We start from the raw sequence: 18493 nt of genomic DNA, 5'->3' as shown, positions 1-18493 counted from the left end.
ACCTGCACTGTTGTTTTGCCCGATGGTAGCGTGAACAGGACGCGTTTTACAACTGTTGTGCAAAACTCATGACAACCGGAAAAAACACAGGTACAGAGGGCCTTGCGCGGCCCCGTGGCTCAACTGGATAGAGCAGCCCCCTCCTAAGGGGCAGGTTGCAGGTTCGAATCCTGCCGGGGTCGCCATTCCCTGAACTGCACGATAATTTCTCCAATTTTGCAGCGGGTTGCGCGGGTGTGTCCCGTTCTTGGGTAGGCGTTTCCCATTTTGGATAACCCCCGCCAGAAATTTCACCATGCGCTCTCGATCCGCTGCTCGGGTATATCGCTTGATTTCCGAAAGACTCATTTGCCCCGCCATCGCGGAAGTTTTGGTGCGTGCTGTGTCTCCGAACTCGTTGCCCAGGCTCTCAGCCTTAAAGGGTTGGCCCTTCTTGGTCAGGACAAAGGCAGAGGCAATGTCTGGGGTGCGGTCGGTCGCTGGAGTGCCCTATTTGATTTGGACCACCGCTGTGTTCGAGAAACGGCTGACTGAAAATGGCGAACAAGAGAAACAAGCCGGAAGAAATAGTTCAAAAGCAGCGACAAGCTGATGTGCTTGTCGGAAAGGGCATGATGCGCGTGGATGCGATCCACTGGGTTCGCCTAACGGAAGAAACCTATTACCGGTTGCGCAGCAATAGGGTGGTATCGGAACCGACCTGCTGAAGGAACCAAAACGCTTGCAGAAGGAGAATGAACGTCTTCGCAAGGCTGTTTTTGACCTGACGCTTGACAAGCACATCCTGAAGGAAGCTGCACAGGGAAACTTCTGAGCCCCGCCCGACGGGGTGCCTGCGTCGACCTGATCACAAGCGAGATGAAGGACAAGTCCGTTTAAGCGCCATTGGTTCAATCCCTGCTTTGGCTTGGTTTTTCGACAACTATTCCAAGTCTGCCGGTGTCGCCAGTTTCAGGCTGTTTCATTCCGCGGGCGAATTGTGCTCCAGACGCAATCGTGGTCCGACAAAGGGGTGCCCGAGGCGGAAATTGAGGATAGAAGTCCGTTTTCGACAGGTGCGAGTCCTCGACCCGCCAGCCAGTCCAGTTTCATCTTGCGGTTCGGGTGCGGGGTGATCAGGCTAGGCCGCGTCGTGTGCCCCGGCGGGGTGAAAGCCCAGGAATAGCCATGACCCTCGGCCAGATCGAACAGTGTTTCCTGCCGCCAGTCGAAATCGGGCGGAAGGTGGTTGCCGGTGTTCAGGTCTCCGCCGATGAGAACCGGGAGGCCCGGTGCAAAAGCATCCACAGCCTGCAGCAACCGTTCAAACTGAGCATGCCGGTGCGCGGTGTCCGCGTTGCTTTCCAGGTGGGTCGAGACTACACAGACAGGGCCGTTGAAACCGGGGATCACTGCCGCGATGGCAATTCGACCGCCGACGCGGGGTTGATCGGGGTCGACCGCGCCGGCTTCGGGCGTGAACCAGTGGCCGTGATCGTCCAGACGGATCAGGGCGGTGCGTTCGAACGGGACCGAGGAAAGGATCGCGTTGCCGTGCCAACCCCATTCGTTGAATGCATCGGTGCAGAAGGACCGCTCGGTCGGGCCGCCCAGGTCAAGCTCATGAAATTCGACCCCGAAAGCGTAGACCATGCCCAGGGCGCGCGCCATCTCTTCGGTAGTGTGGCGCTGCGCGGTGCGGGCCATGCCGTGATCAACCTCAGACAACAGAACAACGTCCGGAGTGATCGATTTCAGGTGAGCGGCAGTGTCTTCGGGGAACAGACAGCGTTCAACATTCCAAGCCGCGACGGTGAATTGCGCGGACAGTTGGGCAGCCGAGCCCTCACCCCCCACTTGCAGCGCGTTCATGGCGGGCAGGCCGGACAACAGGCCCCGGTGAGCCTCAGACGTGCGTGGCGCGGCCAGAATTTCCCGACGCTGATCCGGGGTCACAGCGGGAAGAGCCTTCAATATTTCAGTAATCAAAGGACTTTTCCCGTTTCCACATCGAACAGTCGCAGGGCGTCGGGCTTAAGGGTGACGCGGATCTCGCCGGTTTGAGCATCGTGGTCCTTGCCGACCATAACCGTAAAGGGCTGATCCGCAATCGCGCCGTGTAGCAGGCGGTGGGCGCCCAGTTCTTCCAGAATGTCGACTCGGAACGTGACGGAACCCTGATCGTCCAGCTCAACGTCCTCGGGTCGGATGCCCATCGTGACGGGGCCGACATAGGCGGCGGGGGCGGGCATCAGACTGTCATACCCGTTGATCCGGACCTGCTGTTCGGCCACCTCAGCCTCGATCAGATTCATCGGTGGTGCGCCCATGAAGGAAGCAACAAAGGTCGAGGCCGGGTTGTGATAGATCTCATATGGGGTGCCGATCTGTTCGATCCGGCCGTTGTTCAGAACGATGATGCGATCCGCCATCGTCATTGCCTCGACCTGATCGTGGGTCACGTACACGGCGGTGGTGCCAAGGCGACGTTGCAAGGCCTTGATTTCGATCCGCATCTGGTTGCGCAGCTTGGCGTCCAGGTTCGACAGCGGTTCATCAAACAGGAACAGCGCCGGATCGCGGACAACCGCGCGGCCCATGGCAACGCGTTGGCGCTGACCGCCGGACAGCTGCGCGGGCTTGCGGTCCAAATACTCGGTCAGGTTCAGCATTTTGGCGGCGTCTTCCACCTTGGCCGCGATCTCGGTGGCCGGTGTGCCGCGGTTCTTCAGCCCATAGCCGATATTCTTGCGCACCGTCATATGCGGGTACAAAGCGTAGTTCTGAAACACCATCGCGATGTCCCGATCCGCCGGATCGACATCGTTGACCACCCGGTCGCCGATTTTCAGTGTGCCCTCGGTGATATCCTCGAGCCCTGCGATCATCCGCAGCAGGGTGGATTTACCGCAGCCCGAGGGGCCGACCAGAACGACGAACTCGCCATCCTGAATGGTGAAGCTGGTGCTCTCAACCGCCTGAAAGCCGTTGGGATAAACCTTGCGGATGCCCTCCAAAGAAACCTGAGCCATGCGCGTATTCCTTATTTATCGGATTCTGTGAGGCCCTTGACGAACCAGTTCTGGAAAAAGATGACGATAGCTACGGGCGGGATCATCGCCACAATGGCCAGCGCCAACGCCTGCCCATGTTCGGGGATCTGGCTGTCGGTATAAGACAGCACAATCTGTTTGATGCCCCGGACCAGGGTAAAGAAGCTTTCATCGGTGGTGATCAGGGTCGGCCACAGATACTGGTTCCAGCCAAAGACGAACATGATGATGAAGATTGCTGCGATCATCGTCCGGCTGAGGGGCACAAGGATGTCAATGAAGAACTTCCACGGGCCTGCGCCGTCGATGCGCGCGGCTTCGGCCAGTTCTTCCGGAACCGACATGAAGAACTGCCGGAAGAAAAACGTGCCGGTTGCCGAAGCGATAAGCGGCACAATCAGGCCAGTATAGGTGTTGGTCAGGCCCAGCTTCTGGATCGCTTCGTAGGACGGCAGGATACGCACCTCAAGCGGCAGCAGCAGGGTGGTGAAGATTATCCAGAAGGCCAGTGTGGCAAAGCGCAGGCGGAAATAGACGATCGCGTAGGCGGCCATCATCGAGATGATAATCTTGCCCACCGCAAAGCCGATACCCAGAATGAACGAGTTCATCAGCATCAATGTGCCGTCGACCGTTTGGGTAAAGCCGCCCTTTTCAAGCATGGCAGCGTGGAAATTCTTGCCCAGATCGTCGCCCAGCGTCAGTTGCAGCCCTTCACGGTGGATCGTCACCGCATCGTGGCTGGCTGTGGTCAGCGCCAGCAGTGGCGGCAGGATCATCAGCAGGGAGCCGAGGATCAGGACGACGTGATCTCCGACTGTCTCCCAGCGAATGCGGCGGGGGCGGCGGGTCTCGGCGTTTGTTTCAAGCGTTGTGTCAGCCATGACAAGCCCCCTCAGGTATAGTGAATCCGGCGTTCAACCAGCCGGAACTGAAAGACGGTCAGGATCAGTACCAGAACCATCAGGACAACGGATTGCGCCGAGGACCCGCCCAGATCATTACCCCGGAACCCGTCCAGATAGACCTTGTAGACCAGCGTCATCGGGTTGTTGCCGGGTTCGCCCTTCATCAGCGCGTCGATGATGCCGAACGTGTCGAACAGCGCATAGGTGATGTTGATGATCAGCAGGAAGAACGCGGTCGGCGCCAGCAGGGGGAAGGTGACTTGCCAGAACCGTCCAGTGGCCGAGCGGTTGTCGATCATCGCTGCCTCGCGCACGGAACGTGGAATGGATTGCAGGCCCGACAGGAAAAAGATGAAGTTGACCGGAATCTGCTTCCAGACCGACACGATGATCATCGCGGTCGCAGTGGCGTTGTTATCAACGCCTAGTTTGAAATCCCAGCCGAACATCTGGAAGAACTTGGTCATCGGGCCGGTACTCTGGTCGAAAAACAGGATGCCAAGGAAGCCTGCGACAGGCGGCGCAATGGCGTAGACCCACATCAGCAGCGTCCGATAGGTCTTGGCCCCGCGAAGCACCTTGTCGGCCTTCACCGCCAGCAAAAGCGCAATGGCCAGCGAGAAGAAAGTGACAAGGACAGAAAAGACAACGGTGAACCATGCGATGCGCTTGTACTGATCATTGCCCAACAACGAGGTGTAATTGTCTGCCCCGACAAAGGTCGATCCGAACCCGAAAGGGTCCTGCAGAAAGAACGATGATTGCAGCGCCCAGCCCGCAGGCCAGTAAAAGAAGATGCCGATGATCATCAATTGTGGCAGCAGCAGCGCCACAGGTAGCCATATATTGTCGAAGCCCGCGCGTTTCATGACCCGTCCGTTCAGAATGGAAGGGATGGCCGCGCCGTGAAGACGCGACCATCCTGGGGGTGATCCCGGGGCTTAACCCTGGGTCTTGGCGAAGCGGGCCAGCAGTTCGTTGGCTTCCTCTTCGATGGTTTTGAAACCGGTTTCCACGTCGGTTTCACCTGTCAGGATACGGCCATATTCTCGGTTCATGATGTCGCGGATCTGAACGTAGAAGCCCATGCGATATCCCTTGGTGTTCTCACCGGCCTTTTCCTGCAACTGGTTGACACCAACCTGGGCGGCCGGGAACCGGTCATAGTGGCCATCTGTTTTGGCAAGTTCATAGGCGGCCTCGGTGATCGGTACGTAACCGGTTTCCTGATGCCAGAAATACTGAGTTTCGGGCGATGTCAGGAAGTCAAAAAATGCCGCGGTGGCCTTGTTCTCTTCGTCCGATTTACCTGACATTGCAAACAGGGCAGCGCCGCCGATGAAGGTTTGGGTCGGCTCAGCTGTTACCGCCTCCCAGTAGGGCAGCCCGGTCGCGCTGAATTCAAAAGGCAGGTCTTTCTGCAGCAGACCACCGAACGAACCCGACGAACCCAGCCACATGGCAACTTTGCCTTCTTCGAACGGCTTGGCATTGTCGCCCCAACCGGTGCCGTACCATTCAAACATGCCGTTGTCTTTCCATTCGTTCACGGCAGTGAAATGTGCCTTGATGGCATCGTTATTGACCAGAATTTGTGTGTCTGTACCGTCATAGCCGTTGTTGTTGGTCGCAAACGGCAGGTCATGACGCGACATGAAGTTCTCGGTAAAGATCCAAGGCAGGTGTGACTGGCTGAGCGCAATGTAACCGGCGTCCTTCAGTGCCGGAGCGGTGGTCGATTGAAACTCTTCCCAAGTTTTCGGCGGGGTCACGCCCGCAGCTTCCAGCGCGTCGACGTTGTAATACAAAATCGGCGTCGAAGAATTGAACGGCATGCCGATCATCTTGCCATCGCTGTCGGCGTAGAAGTAGCGAACACCAGCGATATAATCGTTGATGTCGAAATCAACGCCGTTATCGGCCAGCAGGTCCTGAACCGGAACGGTCGCGCCTTTGGCAGCGATCACGGTGGCAGCACCGGCGTCGAAAACCTGCATGATGTTGGGCTGTTCTCCGGCACGGAAGGCCGCAATACCCGCAGTCAGCGTCTCTTCGTAGCTGCCTTTGTAGATCGGAGTGATTTTATATTCGTCCTGCGAAGCATTGAACTTCTCGGCAACCTTGTTGACGGTTTCCCCCAACTGTCCGCCATGGGCGTGCCACCAGGTGATTTCGGTTTCTGCAAAGGCCGCAGTCGCGGTGAACGCGAGTGCTGCGGCTGTTGCGCAAAACTTCAGGTTGGTCATTTCGATCCTCCGGTTCGATTTCGGCCCCCTGCAGCTAAGAGACCGGTGGCAACAGATGCCAGGTTGTTGCGCAGGCTCTCCTGCAGCGTTGTTCAACGTGCAGCCCTCCGACCTGCATAGCGAGCCGTGTCTGGATTCTGCACACGTGCTCACATAATGTTAACGTATGACAGTTCGATGAAAGATTTCTAGCAATATTGACAAATTAATCCAAAAAAGAGGACAGATTTGGCGTGACAGACGACAGCAGCAAACCCGCCGAAAGGCCCCGCCGCGTGACGGCGCAAGCCGTTGCAGATGCGGCTGGAGTGTCGCGTTCCGCCGTCTCACGCGCCTTTACGCCGGGTGCTTATCTTGATGTAAGCAAAAGAAAAAAAATCCAAAAGATAGCTGCGCGCATGGGTTATCAGCCCAACGCTTTGGCGGCAGGGTTAAAGGGGGGGCGGTCGCATCTGGTGGCGGTTTTTGTCGGCAACATGCGCAGCACTTACGATTCTGAATTCGTGAACCGTTTGGTGGGTCGGCTGAATGCATTGAACAAGTGGCCGATTCTGATTGATGGCGGTGACGACCGCGCCGAAGCAGCCATTGACCAGGTGATGCGATACCCGCTGGACGCCCTGATTCTGCGCGGCGGCAGTATGCCCGGCCCGCTGGTCGAGCAGTGCAGCAAGTTCGGCGTCCCCATGATCTCATCCGGCCGCATCGTGGATGCGCCGGGGGTCGATAACGTGTGTTGTCGAAACGCCGAGGGTACGCGGATCGCGACGCAAACACTTATTGATCAGGGGCGCACGCGCTTCGGGTACATCGCAGGCGCGACTTGCTTTGCTTCGTCGGCTGACCGCCGGGCGGGCATGTTGGCTGCCCTTGAAAAGGTCGGGTTATCCCTGATTGCGGAAGAGATGGGGGAATTTACCGTCGAGGCCGGGTATAACGCGTCGATGAAACTGCTGCGGGATCACAGCCTGGATGCGCTGGTCTGTGCCAATGATGCCAGCGCAATCGGCGCGCTGACTGCGGCGCGGGAATTGGGGTTGGATGTACCCGGTGCGCTGTCGATTGTCGGCTTCGACGATATCGAAATGGCCCGATGGCCCACCTTCAACCTGAGCACCGTGAACAACCCCATCGACCAGTCGGTCGAGCACGTGATCCACTTGCTCGAACGCCGGTTGTCCGAGCCCGCCAGGGCGAGTGAAACCCTTCTGATCGATCCCTATTTCGTGCCGCGCGGGACTCACTGATCACCTGTGGTGCCCGCGCTAAGGCTTGGGTTTCTCGGTGCTCAGCCTGTTGAAATCGGGGGGTTCGGGAAACCGGGCACGCGTGCGGTTGGCGAACGCAACCAGTGACAGCATCACCGGCACTTCGACCAGAACGCCCACCACGGTGGCCAAGGCGGCGCCCGAGTTCAGTCCGAACAGGCTGATGGCGACCGCGACCGCCAGCTCAAAGAAGTTGGACGTGCCGATCATGGCGCAAGGGGCGGCAATACGATGGGGGACTTTCAGCGCATAGGCCGCTGAGTAGGCCAGGGCGAAGATCCCATAGCTTTGGATCAGGATTGGTACGGCGATCAGGACAATCACCAGCGGTTTCGCAAGAATGGTTTGCCCCTGCAGGCCGAACAGGATAACAACGGTGGCAATCAGGCCCAGCACCGACCACGGTTTCACCCGGGCCGAAAACGCGTCGATGGCGTCTTGCGAGCCCAGTTTCCGGCGCGTGATCAGCCCCGCGATCAGGGGCAGCACCACATAAAGCACGGTTGCCAGCACCAAAGTCTGCCACGGGACTGAGATATCGGTGACCCCAAGAAGAAATGCGACGATGGGGGCAAAGGCCACGACCATGATCAGATCGTTGACCGAGACCTGCACCAGCGTGTAGGTCGCATCCCCCTTGGTCAGTTGCGACCAGACGAACACCATTGCGGTACAAGGTGCCGCGCCCAGCAGGATCAGACCGGCGGTGTATTGCGCTGCATCTTCGGGGTGAATCCACGGTGCGAATACATAGTCGAAGAACAACACCGCCAGCAGCGCCATGGTGAAGGGCTTGATCAGCCAGTTGACCACCAGTGTCACGATCAACCCTTTCGGTTGGCGTGCCACGCCCGCAACCGCGCCGAAATCGACGCTGACCATCATCGGATAGACCATGGCCCAGATCAGCAGGGCCACCACCAGATTGACGTTGGCCACCTCGGCCGAGGCGATCAGCCCGACTAAACCCGGTGTGGCCAGACCGATCAGCACGCCTCCGACCATGGCGAGGGCGACCCAGACGGTCAGGTAGCGTTCGAAAATGCTCATGAGTGGGCTTCAGTGAATTGATCGGTCAGCTTGCCCGACGTCAGCGCCGCCAGCGCGACCATCACGGCGGCGGTGCCCAGAACCAAAGGCAGCCCGCCGATCTGATATGTCAGCCCCGACAGCACGGTGCCCACAAGGCGACCCGTCGCGTTGGCCATGTAGTAGAAGCCCACATCCATCGTCACCCGTTCGGATTTAGTAAACGCCAGGATCAGGTAGGAATGCAGCGACGAGTTGACCGCAAAGATTACCCCGAACACCAGCAGGCCCATAACCAACGTGACGGTCAGCCATGTTTGCGGACCCGAGGACACCAGCACCGCAACCGTCAGCGCCGCCGGAACACAAAACAGGGCAGTGGCCCAGCTGCGGGCGGCGTGGATCAGGTCGCCCTCGCTGCGTTCTGACGCGCGCAGGATCTTGGGTGCGCTGGCCTGAACGGCACCGTAGAGGATGACCCAGACCGCCATGAAGGTGCCGATCATGAAGAATGCGGCGCGGTTGCCGTCCTCGGTGCCATCCGAAAGCACGGCATAGAAATAGATTGGGATGCCGACCACGAACCACACGTCGCGCGCGCCGAACAGGAAAACCCGCGCCGCTGACAGCCAGTTGACGTTGGAGGATTTCGAGAAAACTTCGGAGAATTTCGCACCCTTTCGCCCTTTGGGCAGGCCCGGTGGCATCAACAGGACGACAGCGACCAAAACGACCGCCAGCACAATTGCCATGGCCAGCGTGGCCCACATAAAGCCCAGCGTGGCCAGCAAGGCGGCGCCCAGCAGGAACCCCAAACCTTTGACGGCGTTCTTCGAGCCGGTCAGAACGGCGACCCAGCGAAACAGCCCGCCGCCTTGGGTCGGGGCCAACAGTTTCACGGCGGATTTCGAGGACATCTTGGCCAGATCCTTGGCAACCCCACTGGCCCCTTGCACGATCATGACAAAGACAACTTTCGCCGGAATTGCCCAGTTAGGGTCTAGTTGGGTGAGAATAAGCAGTGCCCCCACCTGCAATGCCAAGCCTGCATACAGCGTCGATGTCAGCCCGAACCTTGCGGCGATCCAGCCCGCCGCAAGGTTCGTCCCCATCCCTGCGATTTCATAGAGAACAAACAGATATGCCAACTGAACCGGCGAGAACCCCATCGTATGAAAGTGCAGCAGCACCAGCATCCGCAGAGCCCCGTCGGTCAGCATAAAGGTCCAATAGGCCGCCGTGACCGCGATATAGGCCGACAGTCCCTCGGGCCGGGGTGTCACAGCGAAGCTCCGACCTTCAGTGCGACATCGACCAGACGGTGGGCATATCCCATCTCGTTGTCATACCACGCATAGATTTTCACCTGCGTCCCGTTCACCACCATGGTTGAGGGTGCATCGACGATCGATGACCGCTCGTCGTTGGTGTAATCGGTTGAGACCAGCGGGCGGGTCTCATAGCCCAGAATACCTTTCAGCTCGCCCTCGGCGGCAACCTTGAAGAAGGCGTTGACCTCTTCGACGGTGGTTTCGCGCTCTACCTCGAAAACGCAGTCGGTCAGCGAGGCGTTCAGCAGAGGCACCCGTACCGCGTGGCCGTTCAACCGACCCTTCAGTTCCGGATAGATCAGCGTGATCGCGGTGGCCGAGCCCGTGGTGGTCGGGATCAGCGAATTCAGCGCCGAGCGCGCGCGCCGCAGGTCTTTGGCCGGGCGATCCACGATAGTCTGTGTGTTGGTCACGTCATGGATCGTGGTCATCGAGCCATGGCGGATACCGAGGTTCTCATGGATGACCTTGACCACCGGAGCCAGGCAGTTGGTAGTGCAGGAGGCCGCCGTCACGATGTGATGCTCGGCCGGGTCATAGGTGTCTTCGTTCACACCCATAACGATATTTGCGGTAGGGCCGTCCTTGACCGGGGCCGAGACAACAACCTTTTTAACACCCGCTGCGAAATAGGGGGCCAGATTGGCCTCGGTCTTGAAAACACCAGTACAGTCGATCACCACGTCCACCCCGTCCAGAGGCAGGTCGTCTACGTTCCTGGTGCCGATAAAGGGCAGGCGGGTGCCGTTGATGGTAACGCTGTCGGCATTGTGCGAAAACTTGGCATCCCAACGACCGTGCACCGTGTCGAACTCCAGCAGATGCGCGTGCATCCCGGGGTCACCGACCCCGTCATTGATCCAGGCGATCTTTGCGCCTTTTTCCAACAACGGCTTCAGGGCCAGCTTTCCCATCCGGCCCAGGCCGTTTACAGCGTAAGTCGTCATTTTGTGTCCTCAAGTGACGTTCTGCCAATGTCATCGACAGCAGTTTGCAATGCGATCCGGTCCAGGCTTTCGATCGGCAGAGAAGTAAAGGCCTCGATCCGTCGTTTCAGCGCGCCATAGGCGCTCTGGAAGGCAAGGCTTTTTTCCGCATCGGTGCCGGTGGCCTTGACCGGATCTACCATGCCCCAATGGCCACTGATCGGCTGACCTTCCCAAGCGGGGCATTCCTCGTTGGCGGCCTGGTTGCAGACGGTAAAGACAAAATCCATCTCCGCCGCGTCCGGCGCGGCAAACTCGGACATGTGTTTGGAGCGCAGCACGGATGTGTCATGCCCCTTGTCCTTCAGCACCTGCATGGCAAAAGGATTGAGCTCCGAGGTCGGCTGGGTTCCGGCGGAAAAGGCATTGAACCGGTCGCCCCCCAGTTCGCGCAGCAGGGATTCGGCAAAGATCGAGCGGGCGGAGTTGCCCACGCACAGAAACAGTACATTGAACTTGCGGTTCGTCATGGCGTCATTTCCCGGGCTGAAAGGCATACAGATATCAGGGCGGCCACGGCAGCAATCGAGGACGAGAAAATTCAGCATGTGCTGCACGTTCTTCATATCGACCGAATAGAGCAGAGAGGTTCCCGACCGCTCCTGCGTTACCAGCCCCGAGCGTTGCAGCGCGTTCAGGTAGTTCGAAAGGGTGCTGGCCTTGATATCCAGCTCTGCCGCCAGCTCTCCGGCGGGCACAGTGTCAGGAAAACGTCGCATCAACATGCGAAACACCGAGATGCGCTGCGGGTGCCCGAGGATGGCAAGTTGGTCAGTTACTTGTTCTATCATATTTCATGAATTATAGAAATAATGATTGTGCGACAATCCGGGAAATGCGCCGTCACAGAAATTTCACAGTCAGAACATGCAGGCGTCGTGGCTCGGGTCAAAAGATCTGGTTGCGTTGGGGGTGTGAAACTGAGAATCGCCGCAATCGCCGCGGGAAAAATCACAAAGATCAAGACTTGCACGCGCTACTTCGACCGTTTAAACGGTCCATCGCTTGCCTCAATAGCTCAGCTGGTAGAGCAGGTCCTTCGTAAGGACAAGGTCGGGGGTTCGAGTCCCTCTTGAGGCACCAAATATCCATAAATAGTGAAATATAATCAGATAGTTGGCCTAATTTGACCCCATTCTATCCACCAGATTAGCCAGCCAACTTAGTTTGAGTGACCAATTTTTTTTTCGCTCGCATTGAGCGATGTATGGCCGCCGGTTCGAAACCTGCACGGATCACCACTTTTTCCTTAATAATATTAGAGTACTAGACGCGCTCACATAAAGCCATCACGCGCAAGACCGGACATTCCATCGTCTTTGGAGGACAAATGGGGGACAGGCTAGCGAGTTAGATTTCAATAATGAGAGGTTTGAGAAAACCTCATATTCAGTCCATCAACAATTGCTTGAGCGCTTAGAACACCTTTCAATTCGTTGATATCGATTGACCCCCGCGTTCCTGCCTCGATAAAGCTGCCCTTCAAACAATCGATTGTATGCTGTCTACGTGACCCACGTCACTGACCTCCTTAACCGAACCGTGTAATCTGAGAGAAGTTAACGAGTTGGCGCTCATGGTGTTTTGAGAGCGCAGGTTTTCATTTTCATCCCTGAATCTGGGGTGCGCTTGTGGTGAGCGCACCCTAATTCTTGTATCCATGCGCCCTATCAAAATCGGAATTCCCCTGAGAGGGGAAACGAGTAATTGGCGTCTCTGGCTTCCTGTGTGACACCCTCAGCGCGGGATACAGCGCGATAAACAGTTGACCGATTCACACCCGTTTTTTCGGCTGTGTCGGTATCAAAGCCTTTCGGTCTGCCGGGGTTTGTGTTGCGACTTGCAACACTATCCCCCCTTGCCACCCAAAGCGCTTTCCGCTTCACCAGATGCTCGGCCATCTGCGTCGGCGTCAGTTCCGACCGCATCAGATTTTAGTCACGCGCTTTCAGAAATCCAAATTCTCCCTCAGGAATTCAAGCACGTCCTGTTGAGCTCGTTCAAATTCTAGTAATCCGTGCTCGCCAGCTAAATCCTCATCCCTGTACACAATGGATTTGCTGCCATTTTGGGAACTCAAAAACTCCGAACAGTCGCCTTCATTCCATTGATTCTGATACCAGGGGTCTCGCTCGCCAACGAGGGTTAGAACGGGTTCACTTTCCGGGGCATTAACCCCTCGGGCTTCCGGAAGAGGCGTATGACATGTCCAGCCCTCCGAAACCCTGGCCTTCACGCGCTGTTGTTCATTTTGGGCTTCAAAGCTTACAGCGGCTACGGCACCTTCGCTGAACCCCATCAGGACAATGTTGCTGCCGTCGACAATGGAAAGTTGCCGCGCCATTTCGATTGCATACCCCGCATCGTTTCGGCGTAACACCAGGGTACCTCGGAACAAGCTGCCTTCACGTGTTTCTATATTGCAGGACCGGGGATATGTTTCTCTTGCTAGACTGGCCGGTGCAATCACCAGATATCCGTTGTCGGACAAGAACTTTATTCGTCTGTGAGTGCCAGGCCAAATTCCGCTACAGCCGTGCAAGTAAATGATTGTTGGTAGCCTTCGTTGGATGCCGGTATTCTGCCCCCGCAGGTCATCAGTTGTCACCTGTTTGGATTGTCCGTCTCCGACAGGAACTCGAACGATGGCGGCGCGCCATGTTCGTTCCAACTCGTCCGGATCATCCCAATCCATCCAAGAGAGATCTGCAGGGGCTGAGAACACTTTCGAGCTATTGTGTAAGCCGTGATCCTGTGAATAAGCAGGGGCTGACAGAACCACTGTCACAAAAACCGCAATCAATCCCCCAATGATTGTGGCTCTATTGCCCTGACTTGATGGCAATTGCGCGTCCTCCGTTAGATATTCGCAGGCTTTTATAGCAAACCGGGGCCGTGCGCCCAGTTTTCCCTGCCACCTATATTATCAGGGCCGGAGAGGGGATGTAGCAGGGGTGTCCGGCTTTAAGCTGGAAAAGGGTTCATCCCCGAACTTTGCGCTTGTCCTTCTACGATTCAATGAAGGTCACATTTCCAATAGAAAAATATGGCCTCGCTTCAATCTATTTCGCTAATCGCTCGGGCTAAACAATCGTCATCGACTGGGTTACGACCACCTGCAAGCATGGCAGTTTTTGCGTCCCTCTCGGACGTTGCCAATGTCATAGGTCTCCGTCCAAAGGGAGTAAGTTTCTCAATCATGCAATCCGCCAAAACTTCGTTTTGTTGTTCCTTCAAGCCCTCAAGGGAGAGGTGTTTGACGTAGTTTTCCTTAGCGAGCTGCGTAATCTGGGCAGCTTCGTTTGCCTCGCGTTTCGCTTCATCTGACTTAAAATCACTGCGTACAATAATGGCGGTGAGTACGGCGACAACGAACAAGGCAGCGACTGTCGGGGCTTTCTTCAATGCTGAAACTTCCCAAACTATAAGGTTAGGGTTACCTATCGCGCGCGGCTCTGTAAACCATGAAGCCCACAAACCTTCTATGCACATAGAAAAACGAAATCAGCGCCCAGGGCCTGCTGCATTTGCTACACTCGGTATGCATATCAGCCGTACAAATACAGGCTGATGAGCAGTTACAACCGCCTATCAGAACCGCGTATTTTCAGGTATGCACTCAGAATTGATTTCTTCTTAGAGGCATTGCCATGACCATTGTCCGCACTCCGACCGAGTACCGCGCCGCACTTCGCGAAATTTAATACCTGTGGGGATCTGAACCGGATACGGATGAGGGTCGGAAGTTGGACGAATATCTTGCGGCTGTGGATCAATACGAGCAGCTATTCAACGTGGCACATGACAATCAGGCCGTGGCTTAAATCCGTGATAACCTTTCGCCGTGGGTATTGCCCGCCATTCAGGGAGAATGGATATGAACAGAAACTACATGATAATTGCTGCCGTGATTGTCGTTGTCTTGGCTATCTTCATGGTGAGGTCAGGTGGCGAGGATGGAGCTACCGAAGAAACCGCACCAGCTGCTGATACGGAAACCGCACCCGCCGCTACGGAATAAGCGCCCCACAGGGCAGTGATAGCGTATGGCGGCTGCAGATTCGTCCGAATGGCTTTAATGTGCCTGACAGGACTTGGCTTGGTCGCGCGCAGGCGTCTGAACAGCTAGGCTCTTAGAGCCCTCTACTTCACTCTACTTTGGACGTCGTTTCCATGCCGCCATCTTACGACAGCCTTCCTTGCAAAACTTGGCGTCTACCCATTTCCATTCGGGCATTTCTGCGCTCCCTTGCAGCGCGCTTTCTGCACCCCTCAGAGCAATACTGAGCATCAGTTCTGCGATAGTCCGACAATTCATCACCACACCACCGGCACACCCATGTTCCAAGCTTTACACGGCGCAGCATCGCGTGCGCCCGCTTAATCCGGTTCCCTAGGTTGCCGGTCCAGAAATAGCACTCTGCCATTGCAACAAAGCCGCCATGCCAGCCCCCTGTCGATCCCCAGTCGTTGCGTAGCCAGCGCCACCGCCAACACCGGACCCCAACGGGCAACTTGTGCGTCAGAGATACGCTTGCGGCCTTCTGCCGTCTTTGGGCCGGTGGATGCGCCACCGTGAAGGCGGCAGCGGCCAGTACCGTTGATTGGCAACCGCTGACACGGGCCATCGGCCGTGTTTGCACCGCAGCACTGGACCTTCGCGTTGCTTTCCATACTCTTGCCTGCCCTCGCTGTTCCTGCCTCCATCATTCTCAATGAAAAAGGTGTCATATTACCCCATACAAAGCAAAAACAGACACGGTACAATTGCAAAAAAAGGGGGGGTGAGGTGTTCTCTGAATTGGCAACTTCGCCTGTGGGATTCTTGGCGGCGACGATTATTTCGGTTAGGCTTTCTGCATTCGCTTCATGCCAATTTGTAATTGGAGCCACCCCAATGAAATTCGATTCAGTATTTGCTTTTTTGCTTGGGTCTGTTTTCAGTCTGTCCGCCTGCAGCGATGTTTTCCATGCAAATTTCGAGAATGGAACGCCCGGCCAGTCGCCGCTGTCAAACCCGCCCGGGCCCCCTCCAGGCGACAGCATCAGCGTAGGGTCAGATGAGTTCTTCTTTGTCGGGACAGCCGACGCAATTGAAGGCGACCTCTCCCTCAATTTTCGCGAGCGACCCCCTGCTACAGACATTTCCGGGGACCACATCATTTTCAGAACGTCGCCCATAAACGACGACACTGCGCCAATCTACATCAGGTGGCAGGGGCAGTTCCTCGATGCCGGGGGAATGATAATAGATAGCGGCGTAGTGGGGGGATACTTTGGCAGAGTAGTGTTCGACAACGGCCAAGTGTTGATGTTCGACACTCCAGTCGGCAGCTACAGCATTGGTGACAGTCACACTGTCTTAATTTCCCTGTTTCCAGAAAACATGGTGTACCGCCTCGCAATGTTTGGCGACACATCGTTGGATTCAGGATTTGCAGAAGCAGACCTGAGAGAACTCGACGGGACACTGCAAAACGAGGGTTTCGTAGATATCTCTGTGACCGCCTCTTCGGACCCAAACCGTTTCTACGTTATGGACGAACTGACGGTTTCGCGACGTGACCTTGGAGGGTAATCCCAGATTTGCCGTCCGTTAACCAACATGGCGTCATTTGTTGCTGACACAGTCTTGAGACGGGAACCCCGGAGTTCAGGTAATGGGCTTAGGGAACACACCGATAACCCTAAATGGTGCGGTTCTAACCCTCTACAGGACGCGCTTTCTGCGAGCGACAAACCCAATCCCGGCCAGCCCGACCAACATGAGGGGCAGGGACGCTGGGAGTGGAACCGGTGACGGATTCAATGTCACATCCAGGTTGTCCATTTGGTATTCCGCGCACCAGAAGAAGCACCACGCTGTGTTCGGTTGAAGGATATCACTCGGTTCTATGCCAATTACAAAGGTTTGGGGAACACTAAGACTGACCAGCAGGCGGTCAATGTTAGAGAACGCGCTGGAAAATGCCATGTTGCTCGTCCCCAATATATCCCAAACTTGGCTTGCAACCTCGTGACCGTCTCTTAAGCCGGTAAAAGTCAGATACGGGATTGGCGGGACTCCTGACTTCGCCCACTGATTGACTTCTGGCGATCCGTCAAATTCTCTGGCCGCGCCATCTCCGGTCATTTCAATGCGCGAGTATCCCGTTAAGTCAATATCGTGCGGAGTGAAATGCGCCCCATTCTGGGCGTAAATGGCAGTCTCCAAAATCCCGCTATCATCGTGCAGGGCGACATGTCTCCCACTCAGGTAGTCTAAATCATAGAGATAGTGAAACCCCTGGCTTTCACCCACAATGGTGTCACCTCCGGCTGTTTCACCGGTCGGGTTGTGATCGAAAGTGACCGTTAGAGCCCCCGCATTGGTCGCGAGTAAACAGGCTATCGCCGCAAGAAAAATGCGCATCGTTACCCCCAAAAGAATCAACTAATAGACGTAGGGTAGCACTGTTCCTAAATTCGACAAAACGAGCCCAGCCTGATGTGGACGGGCGTTCGTTATTGCGTTCGAGCGCGAAGTGTTGACGTTGAGTTCCTATATTACCCACATGGTAAGATTTCTGACTGTTTTAGTAATTACCGCCACCAGCGCACATGCTGGCCCTCTACGTCAGAGACGCCGATACAGTCGTTGTCGACGGCACCCCTGTGCGGTTGAACGCGGTAGATGCCCCTGAACTCGACACAAGATTCGGGCAAGATGCTAAGCGCTGGATGGTGAGTTATCCGCGCGACAAGTCAATCTCATGCGAACTGAATGGCGAACGCACTCATGACCGCTGGGTGGGGGTTTGCTATGCCGATGAACAGAACGTGGGGGCGGCTGTAATCGCCGCAGGACACGCTTTAGACTGCCGTAGGTACTCTGGGGGTCGATACAGGTTTTTGGAGGCGTCAGTGGCTAAATCATGGCTCAAAAGGGCGAGTTATTGTAATGCATGAAGGACAGGTCGTTGGAGGTCACGCACTTCAAATCAACAGTACTAAAAGCTTTGGAGGTGTTAGCTCCATCGTACACAGTGGCCTATTTTAGCGACAAAATGGTATGAACGCGTTAGGCGTGGCCACTTCAATATACACCAAGGCCCACTAACGCCTTAAGGAGTTGGTTACTTAATCTGGGACCGGGCCGTACTTGTTTTCCTGTTCTTGCGTTGGACGGCTGAGCCACCAAATCATCAGGATTGCCAACGCCAACTGTACAAGTACCGCGACTGCCACACCACCAAGGCCAATTACGGCCACTGAGGCACCAAGTTCTTCAGGATTGCTGGTTGTTGGGTCTGTTGCCGAAAACGCCAAGATGCCCAGCACCATCCCTAGTGTAATGACTAGAGAAACAGCTATCGGGAGTAACAAATACCAGCCCGGTCGACCCGTATCGTGTAAACGCCGCCATCCAGCCGCCAGCATCGGTAAGAAAATCACTAGCGAGAAGAATGTCGACAGAGGCTGAATCGAGACCTCTGTTCCGACTTCACGTCCAAAAAAGATACTATCAAGTATCGAAAAAATGATGCTTCCTAGAACTGCAAATAGGACAAACCACCAGTACTCTGGGCGTTTTGCGCGACCACTAAAAGTCACATATTTCGAAAAGCATGTTGAGACTGAGTCAGTAAACGCACTCATTGAATATCCTTAAGTTTCAATATGTCAGTTTAAACTAAGATGCGCGGTTGGCACC

18 protein-coding genes, 2 tRNA genes and 1 pseudogene are annotated in these 18493 nt (G+C 56.0%); 7 read left to right on the top strand and 14 right to left on the bottom strand.

Features of this window, described 5'->3' with window-relative positions:
* Positions 1–108: 108 nt before the first annotated feature.
* Positions 109–185 (top strand) — tRNA-Arg (locus tag AC2FEE_RS10050).
* A 351-nt stretch (positions 186–536) separates the two neighbouring features.
* A pseudogene (locus tag AC2FEE_RS10045) lies at positions 537–843 on the top strand (IS3 family transposase); the annotation flags it as partial.
* Positions 844–951: 108 nt separating this feature from the next.
* Here the strand turns inward: AC2FEE_RS10045 and AC2FEE_RS10040 are convergent.
* The 5 genes from AC2FEE_RS10040 to AC2FEE_RS10020 all read right to left on the bottom strand — a co-directional run bounded on the left by AC2FEE_RS10040 (position 952) and on the right by AC2FEE_RS10020 (position 6186).
* The gene (locus AC2FEE_RS10040; protein WP_496864839.1) at positions 952–1953 is read right to left on the bottom strand and encodes an endonuclease/exonuclease/phosphatase family protein; all 1002 of its coding nucleotides are present in this window, start codon (positions 1951–1953) and stop codon (positions 952–954) included.
* 11 nt (positions 1954–1964) lie between these two features.
* On the bottom strand, positions 1965–3011 hold the full coding sequence (locus tag AC2FEE_RS10035; RefSeq protein ID WP_496864838.1) for an ABC transporter ATP-binding protein: 1047 nt from the start codon (positions 3009–3011) through the stop codon (positions 1965–1967).
* 11 nt (positions 3012–3022) lie between these two features.
* Entirely contained in the window at positions 3023–3916 is an 894-nt protein-coding gene (locus AC2FEE_RS10030) for an ABC transporter permease subunit (RefSeq protein ID WP_496864837.1), read from the bottom strand.
* A gap of 11 nt (positions 3917–3927) precedes the next feature.
* Positions 3928–4809: an ABC transporter permease subunit gene (locus AC2FEE_RS10025; RefSeq protein ID WP_496864836.1), complete on the bottom strand. Its 882-nt coding sequence runs from the start codon at positions 4807–4809 to the stop codon at positions 3928–3930.
* Between the two features lie 72 nt (positions 4810–4881).
* Positions 4882–6186, bottom strand: a complete 1305-nt coding sequence (locus AC2FEE_RS10020; RefSeq protein ID WP_496864834.1) for an extracellular solute-binding protein — start codon at positions 6184–6186, stop codon at positions 4882–4884.
* 233 nt (positions 6187–6419) lie between these two features.
* Here AC2FEE_RS10020 and AC2FEE_RS10015 point away from each other — a divergent pair, with 233 nt between their 5' ends.
* Entirely contained in the window at positions 6420–7433 is a 1014-nt protein-coding gene (locus AC2FEE_RS10015) for a LacI family DNA-binding transcriptional regulator (protein WP_496864832.1), read from the top strand.
* 18 nt (positions 7434–7451) lie between these two features.
* On the opposite strand, the gene arsB is transcribed toward AC2FEE_RS10015, so the two are convergent.
* Genes arsB through AC2FEE_RS09995 form a run of 4 tightly spaced genes read right to left on the bottom strand, consistent with a single transcriptional unit; the run spans position 7452 to position 11591 of the window.
* Entirely contained in the window at positions 7452–8504 is a 1053-nt protein-coding gene (gene arsB / locus AC2FEE_RS10010) for an ACR3 family arsenite efflux transporter (protein WP_496864830.1), read from the bottom strand.
* Entirely contained in the window at positions 8501–9766 is a 1266-nt protein-coding gene (gene arsJ, locus AC2FEE_RS10005; protein WP_496864829.1) for an organoarsenical effux MFS transporter ArsJ, read from the bottom strand. The genes arsB and arsJ overlap by 4 nt, the downstream gene beginning before the upstream one ends.
* The gene (locus AC2FEE_RS10000; RefSeq protein ID WP_496864827.1) at positions 9763–10761 is read right to left on the bottom strand and encodes an ArsJ-associated glyceraldehyde-3-phosphate dehydrogenase; all 999 of its coding nucleotides are present in this window, start codon (positions 10759–10761) and stop codon (positions 9763–9765) included. Before AC2FEE_RS10000 ends, arsJ begins: the two co-directional genes overlap by 4 nt.
* Positions 10758–11591 carry an arsenate reductase/protein-tyrosine-phosphatase family protein gene (locus AC2FEE_RS09995; RefSeq protein WP_496864826.1) on the bottom strand — a complete coding sequence of 278 codons (834 nt, stop codon included), beginning with the start codon at positions 11589–11591 and terminating at the stop codon, positions 10758–10760. The genes AC2FEE_RS10000 and AC2FEE_RS09995 overlap by 4 nt, the downstream gene beginning before the upstream one ends.
* 216 nt (positions 11592–11807) lie before the next feature.
* Here AC2FEE_RS09995 and AC2FEE_RS09990 point away from each other — a divergent pair.
* Positions 11808–11883 (top strand) — tRNA-Thr (locus AC2FEE_RS09990).
* Between the two features lie 865 nt (positions 11884–12748).
* Here the strand turns inward: AC2FEE_RS09990 and AC2FEE_RS09985 are convergent.
* Together AC2FEE_RS09985 and AC2FEE_RS09980 are read right to left on the bottom strand one after the other, a co-directional pair.
* On the bottom strand, positions 12749–13495 hold the full coding sequence (locus tag AC2FEE_RS09985; RefSeq protein ID WP_496864824.1) for a dienelactone hydrolase family protein: 747 nt from the start codon (positions 13493–13495) through the stop codon (positions 12749–12751).
* Between the two features lie 362 nt (positions 13496–13857).
* Complete coding sequence (locus tag AC2FEE_RS09980) at positions 13858–14205, bottom strand: hypothetical protein (RefSeq protein ID WP_496864823.1); 348 nt, start codon at positions 14203–14205, stop codon at positions 13858–13860.
* A 472-nt stretch (positions 14206–14677) separates the two neighbouring features.
* Here AC2FEE_RS09980 and AC2FEE_RS09975 point away from each other — a divergent pair, with 472 nt between their 5' ends.
* Positions 14678–14821, top strand: coding sequence for a hypothetical protein (locus AC2FEE_RS09975; RefSeq protein WP_496864821.1), 144 nt, complete (start codon positions 14678–14680; stop codon positions 14819–14821).
* Positions 14822–15180: 359 nt separating this feature from the next.
* Here AC2FEE_RS09975 and AC2FEE_RS09970 read toward each other — a convergent pair whose 3' ends face one another.
* A complete protein-coding gene (locus AC2FEE_RS09970) occupies positions 15181–15474 on the bottom strand; it encodes an HGGxSTG domain-containing protein (protein WP_496864820.1) in 294 nt (97 codons plus the stop codon).
* A gap of 223 nt (positions 15475–15697) precedes the next feature.
* On the opposite strand from AC2FEE_RS09970, the gene AC2FEE_RS09965 reads away from it, so the two are divergent.
* Complete coding sequence (locus AC2FEE_RS09965; protein ID WP_496864818.1) at positions 15698–16378, top strand: hypothetical protein; 681 nt, start codon at positions 15698–15700, stop codon at positions 16376–16378.
* A gap of 132 nt (positions 16379–16510) precedes the next feature.
* Here the strand turns inward: AC2FEE_RS09965 and AC2FEE_RS09960 are convergent, their stop codons facing one another.
* Complete coding sequence (locus tag AC2FEE_RS09960) at positions 16511–17212, bottom strand: VPLPA-CTERM sorting domain-containing protein (RefSeq protein WP_496864816.1); 702 nt, start codon at positions 17210–17212, stop codon at positions 16511–16513.
* Positions 17213–17400: 188 nt separating this feature from the next.
* On the opposite strand from AC2FEE_RS09960, the gene AC2FEE_RS09955 reads away from it, so the two are divergent.
* Positions 17401–17748: a thermonuclease family protein gene (locus tag AC2FEE_RS09955; RefSeq protein WP_496864815.1), complete on the top strand. Its 348-nt coding sequence runs from the start codon at positions 17401–17403 to the stop codon at positions 17746–17748.
* A gap of 171 nt (positions 17749–17919) precedes the next feature.
* On the opposite strand, the gene AC2FEE_RS09950 is transcribed toward AC2FEE_RS09955, so the two are convergent.
* Positions 17920–18438, bottom strand: a complete 519-nt coding sequence (locus tag AC2FEE_RS09950; RefSeq protein ID WP_496864813.1) for a DUF805 domain-containing protein — start codon at positions 18436–18438, stop codon at positions 17920–17922.
* Positions 18439–18493: the final 55 nt, after the last annotated feature.

The organism is Ruegeria sp. YTSC199, from assembly GCF_059609725.1.
Note: the sequence above shows the minus strand (reverse complement) of the source record. Positions and strands in the feature narration are given on the sequence as shown.

Bases quoted from the DNA above. Each gene is read 5' to 3' on its own strand.
- AC2FEE_RS10035 (WP_496864838.1), bottom strand. From the start codon at position 3,011: ATGGCTCAGGTTTCTTTGGAGGGCATCCGCAAGGTTTATCCCAACGGC.
- AC2FEE_RS09950 (WP_496864813.1), bottom strand. From the start codon at position 18,438: ATGAGTGCGTTTACTGACTCAGTCTCAACATGCTTTTCGAAATATGTG.
- AC2FEE_RS09995 (WP_496864826.1), bottom strand. From the start codon at position 11,591: ATGATAGAACAAGTAACTGACCAACTTGCCATCCTCGGGCACCCGCAG.
- AC2FEE_RS10030 (WP_496864837.1), bottom strand. From the start codon at position 3,916: ATGGCTGACACAACGCTTGAAACAAACGCCGAGACCCGCCGCCCCCGC.
- AC2FEE_RS10000 (WP_496864827.1), bottom strand. From the start codon at position 10,761: ATGACGACTTACGCTGTAAACGGCCTGGGCCGGATGGGAAAGCTGGCC.
- AC2FEE_RS10020 (WP_496864834.1), bottom strand. From the start codon at position 6,186: ATGACCAACCTGAAGTTTTGCGCAACAGCCGCAGCACTCGCGTTCACC.
- AC2FEE_RS09975 (WP_496864821.1), top strand. From the start codon at position 14,678: ATGAACAGAAACTACATGATAATTGCTGCCGTGATTGTCGTTGTCTTG.
- AC2FEE_RS09985 (WP_496864824.1), bottom strand. From the start codon at position 13,495: ATGGATTGGGATGATCCGGACGAGTTGGAACGAACATGGCGCGCCGCC.
- AC2FEE_RS09960 (WP_496864816.1), bottom strand. From the start codon at position 17,212: ATGCGCATTTTTCTTGCGGCGATAGCCTGTTTACTCGCGACCAATGCG.
- AC2FEE_RS09965 (WP_496864818.1), top strand. From the start codon at position 15,698: ATGAAATTCGATTCAGTATTTGCTTTTTTGCTTGGGTCTGTTTTCAGT.
- AC2FEE_RS09970 (WP_496864820.1), bottom strand. From the start codon at position 15,474: ATGGAAAGCAACGCGAAGGTCCAGTGCTGCGGTGCAAACACGGCCGAT.
- AC2FEE_RS10025 (WP_496864836.1), bottom strand. From the start codon at position 4,809: ATGAAACGCGCGGGCTTCGACAATATATGGCTACCTGTGGCGCTGCTG.
- arsB (WP_496864830.1), bottom strand. From the start codon at position 8,504: ATGAGCATTTTCGAACGCTACCTGACCGTCTGGGTCGCCCTCGCCATG.
- AC2FEE_RS09955 (WP_496864815.1), top strand. From the start codon at position 17,401: ATGCTGGCCCTCTACGTCAGAGACGCCGATACAGTCGTTGTCGACGGC.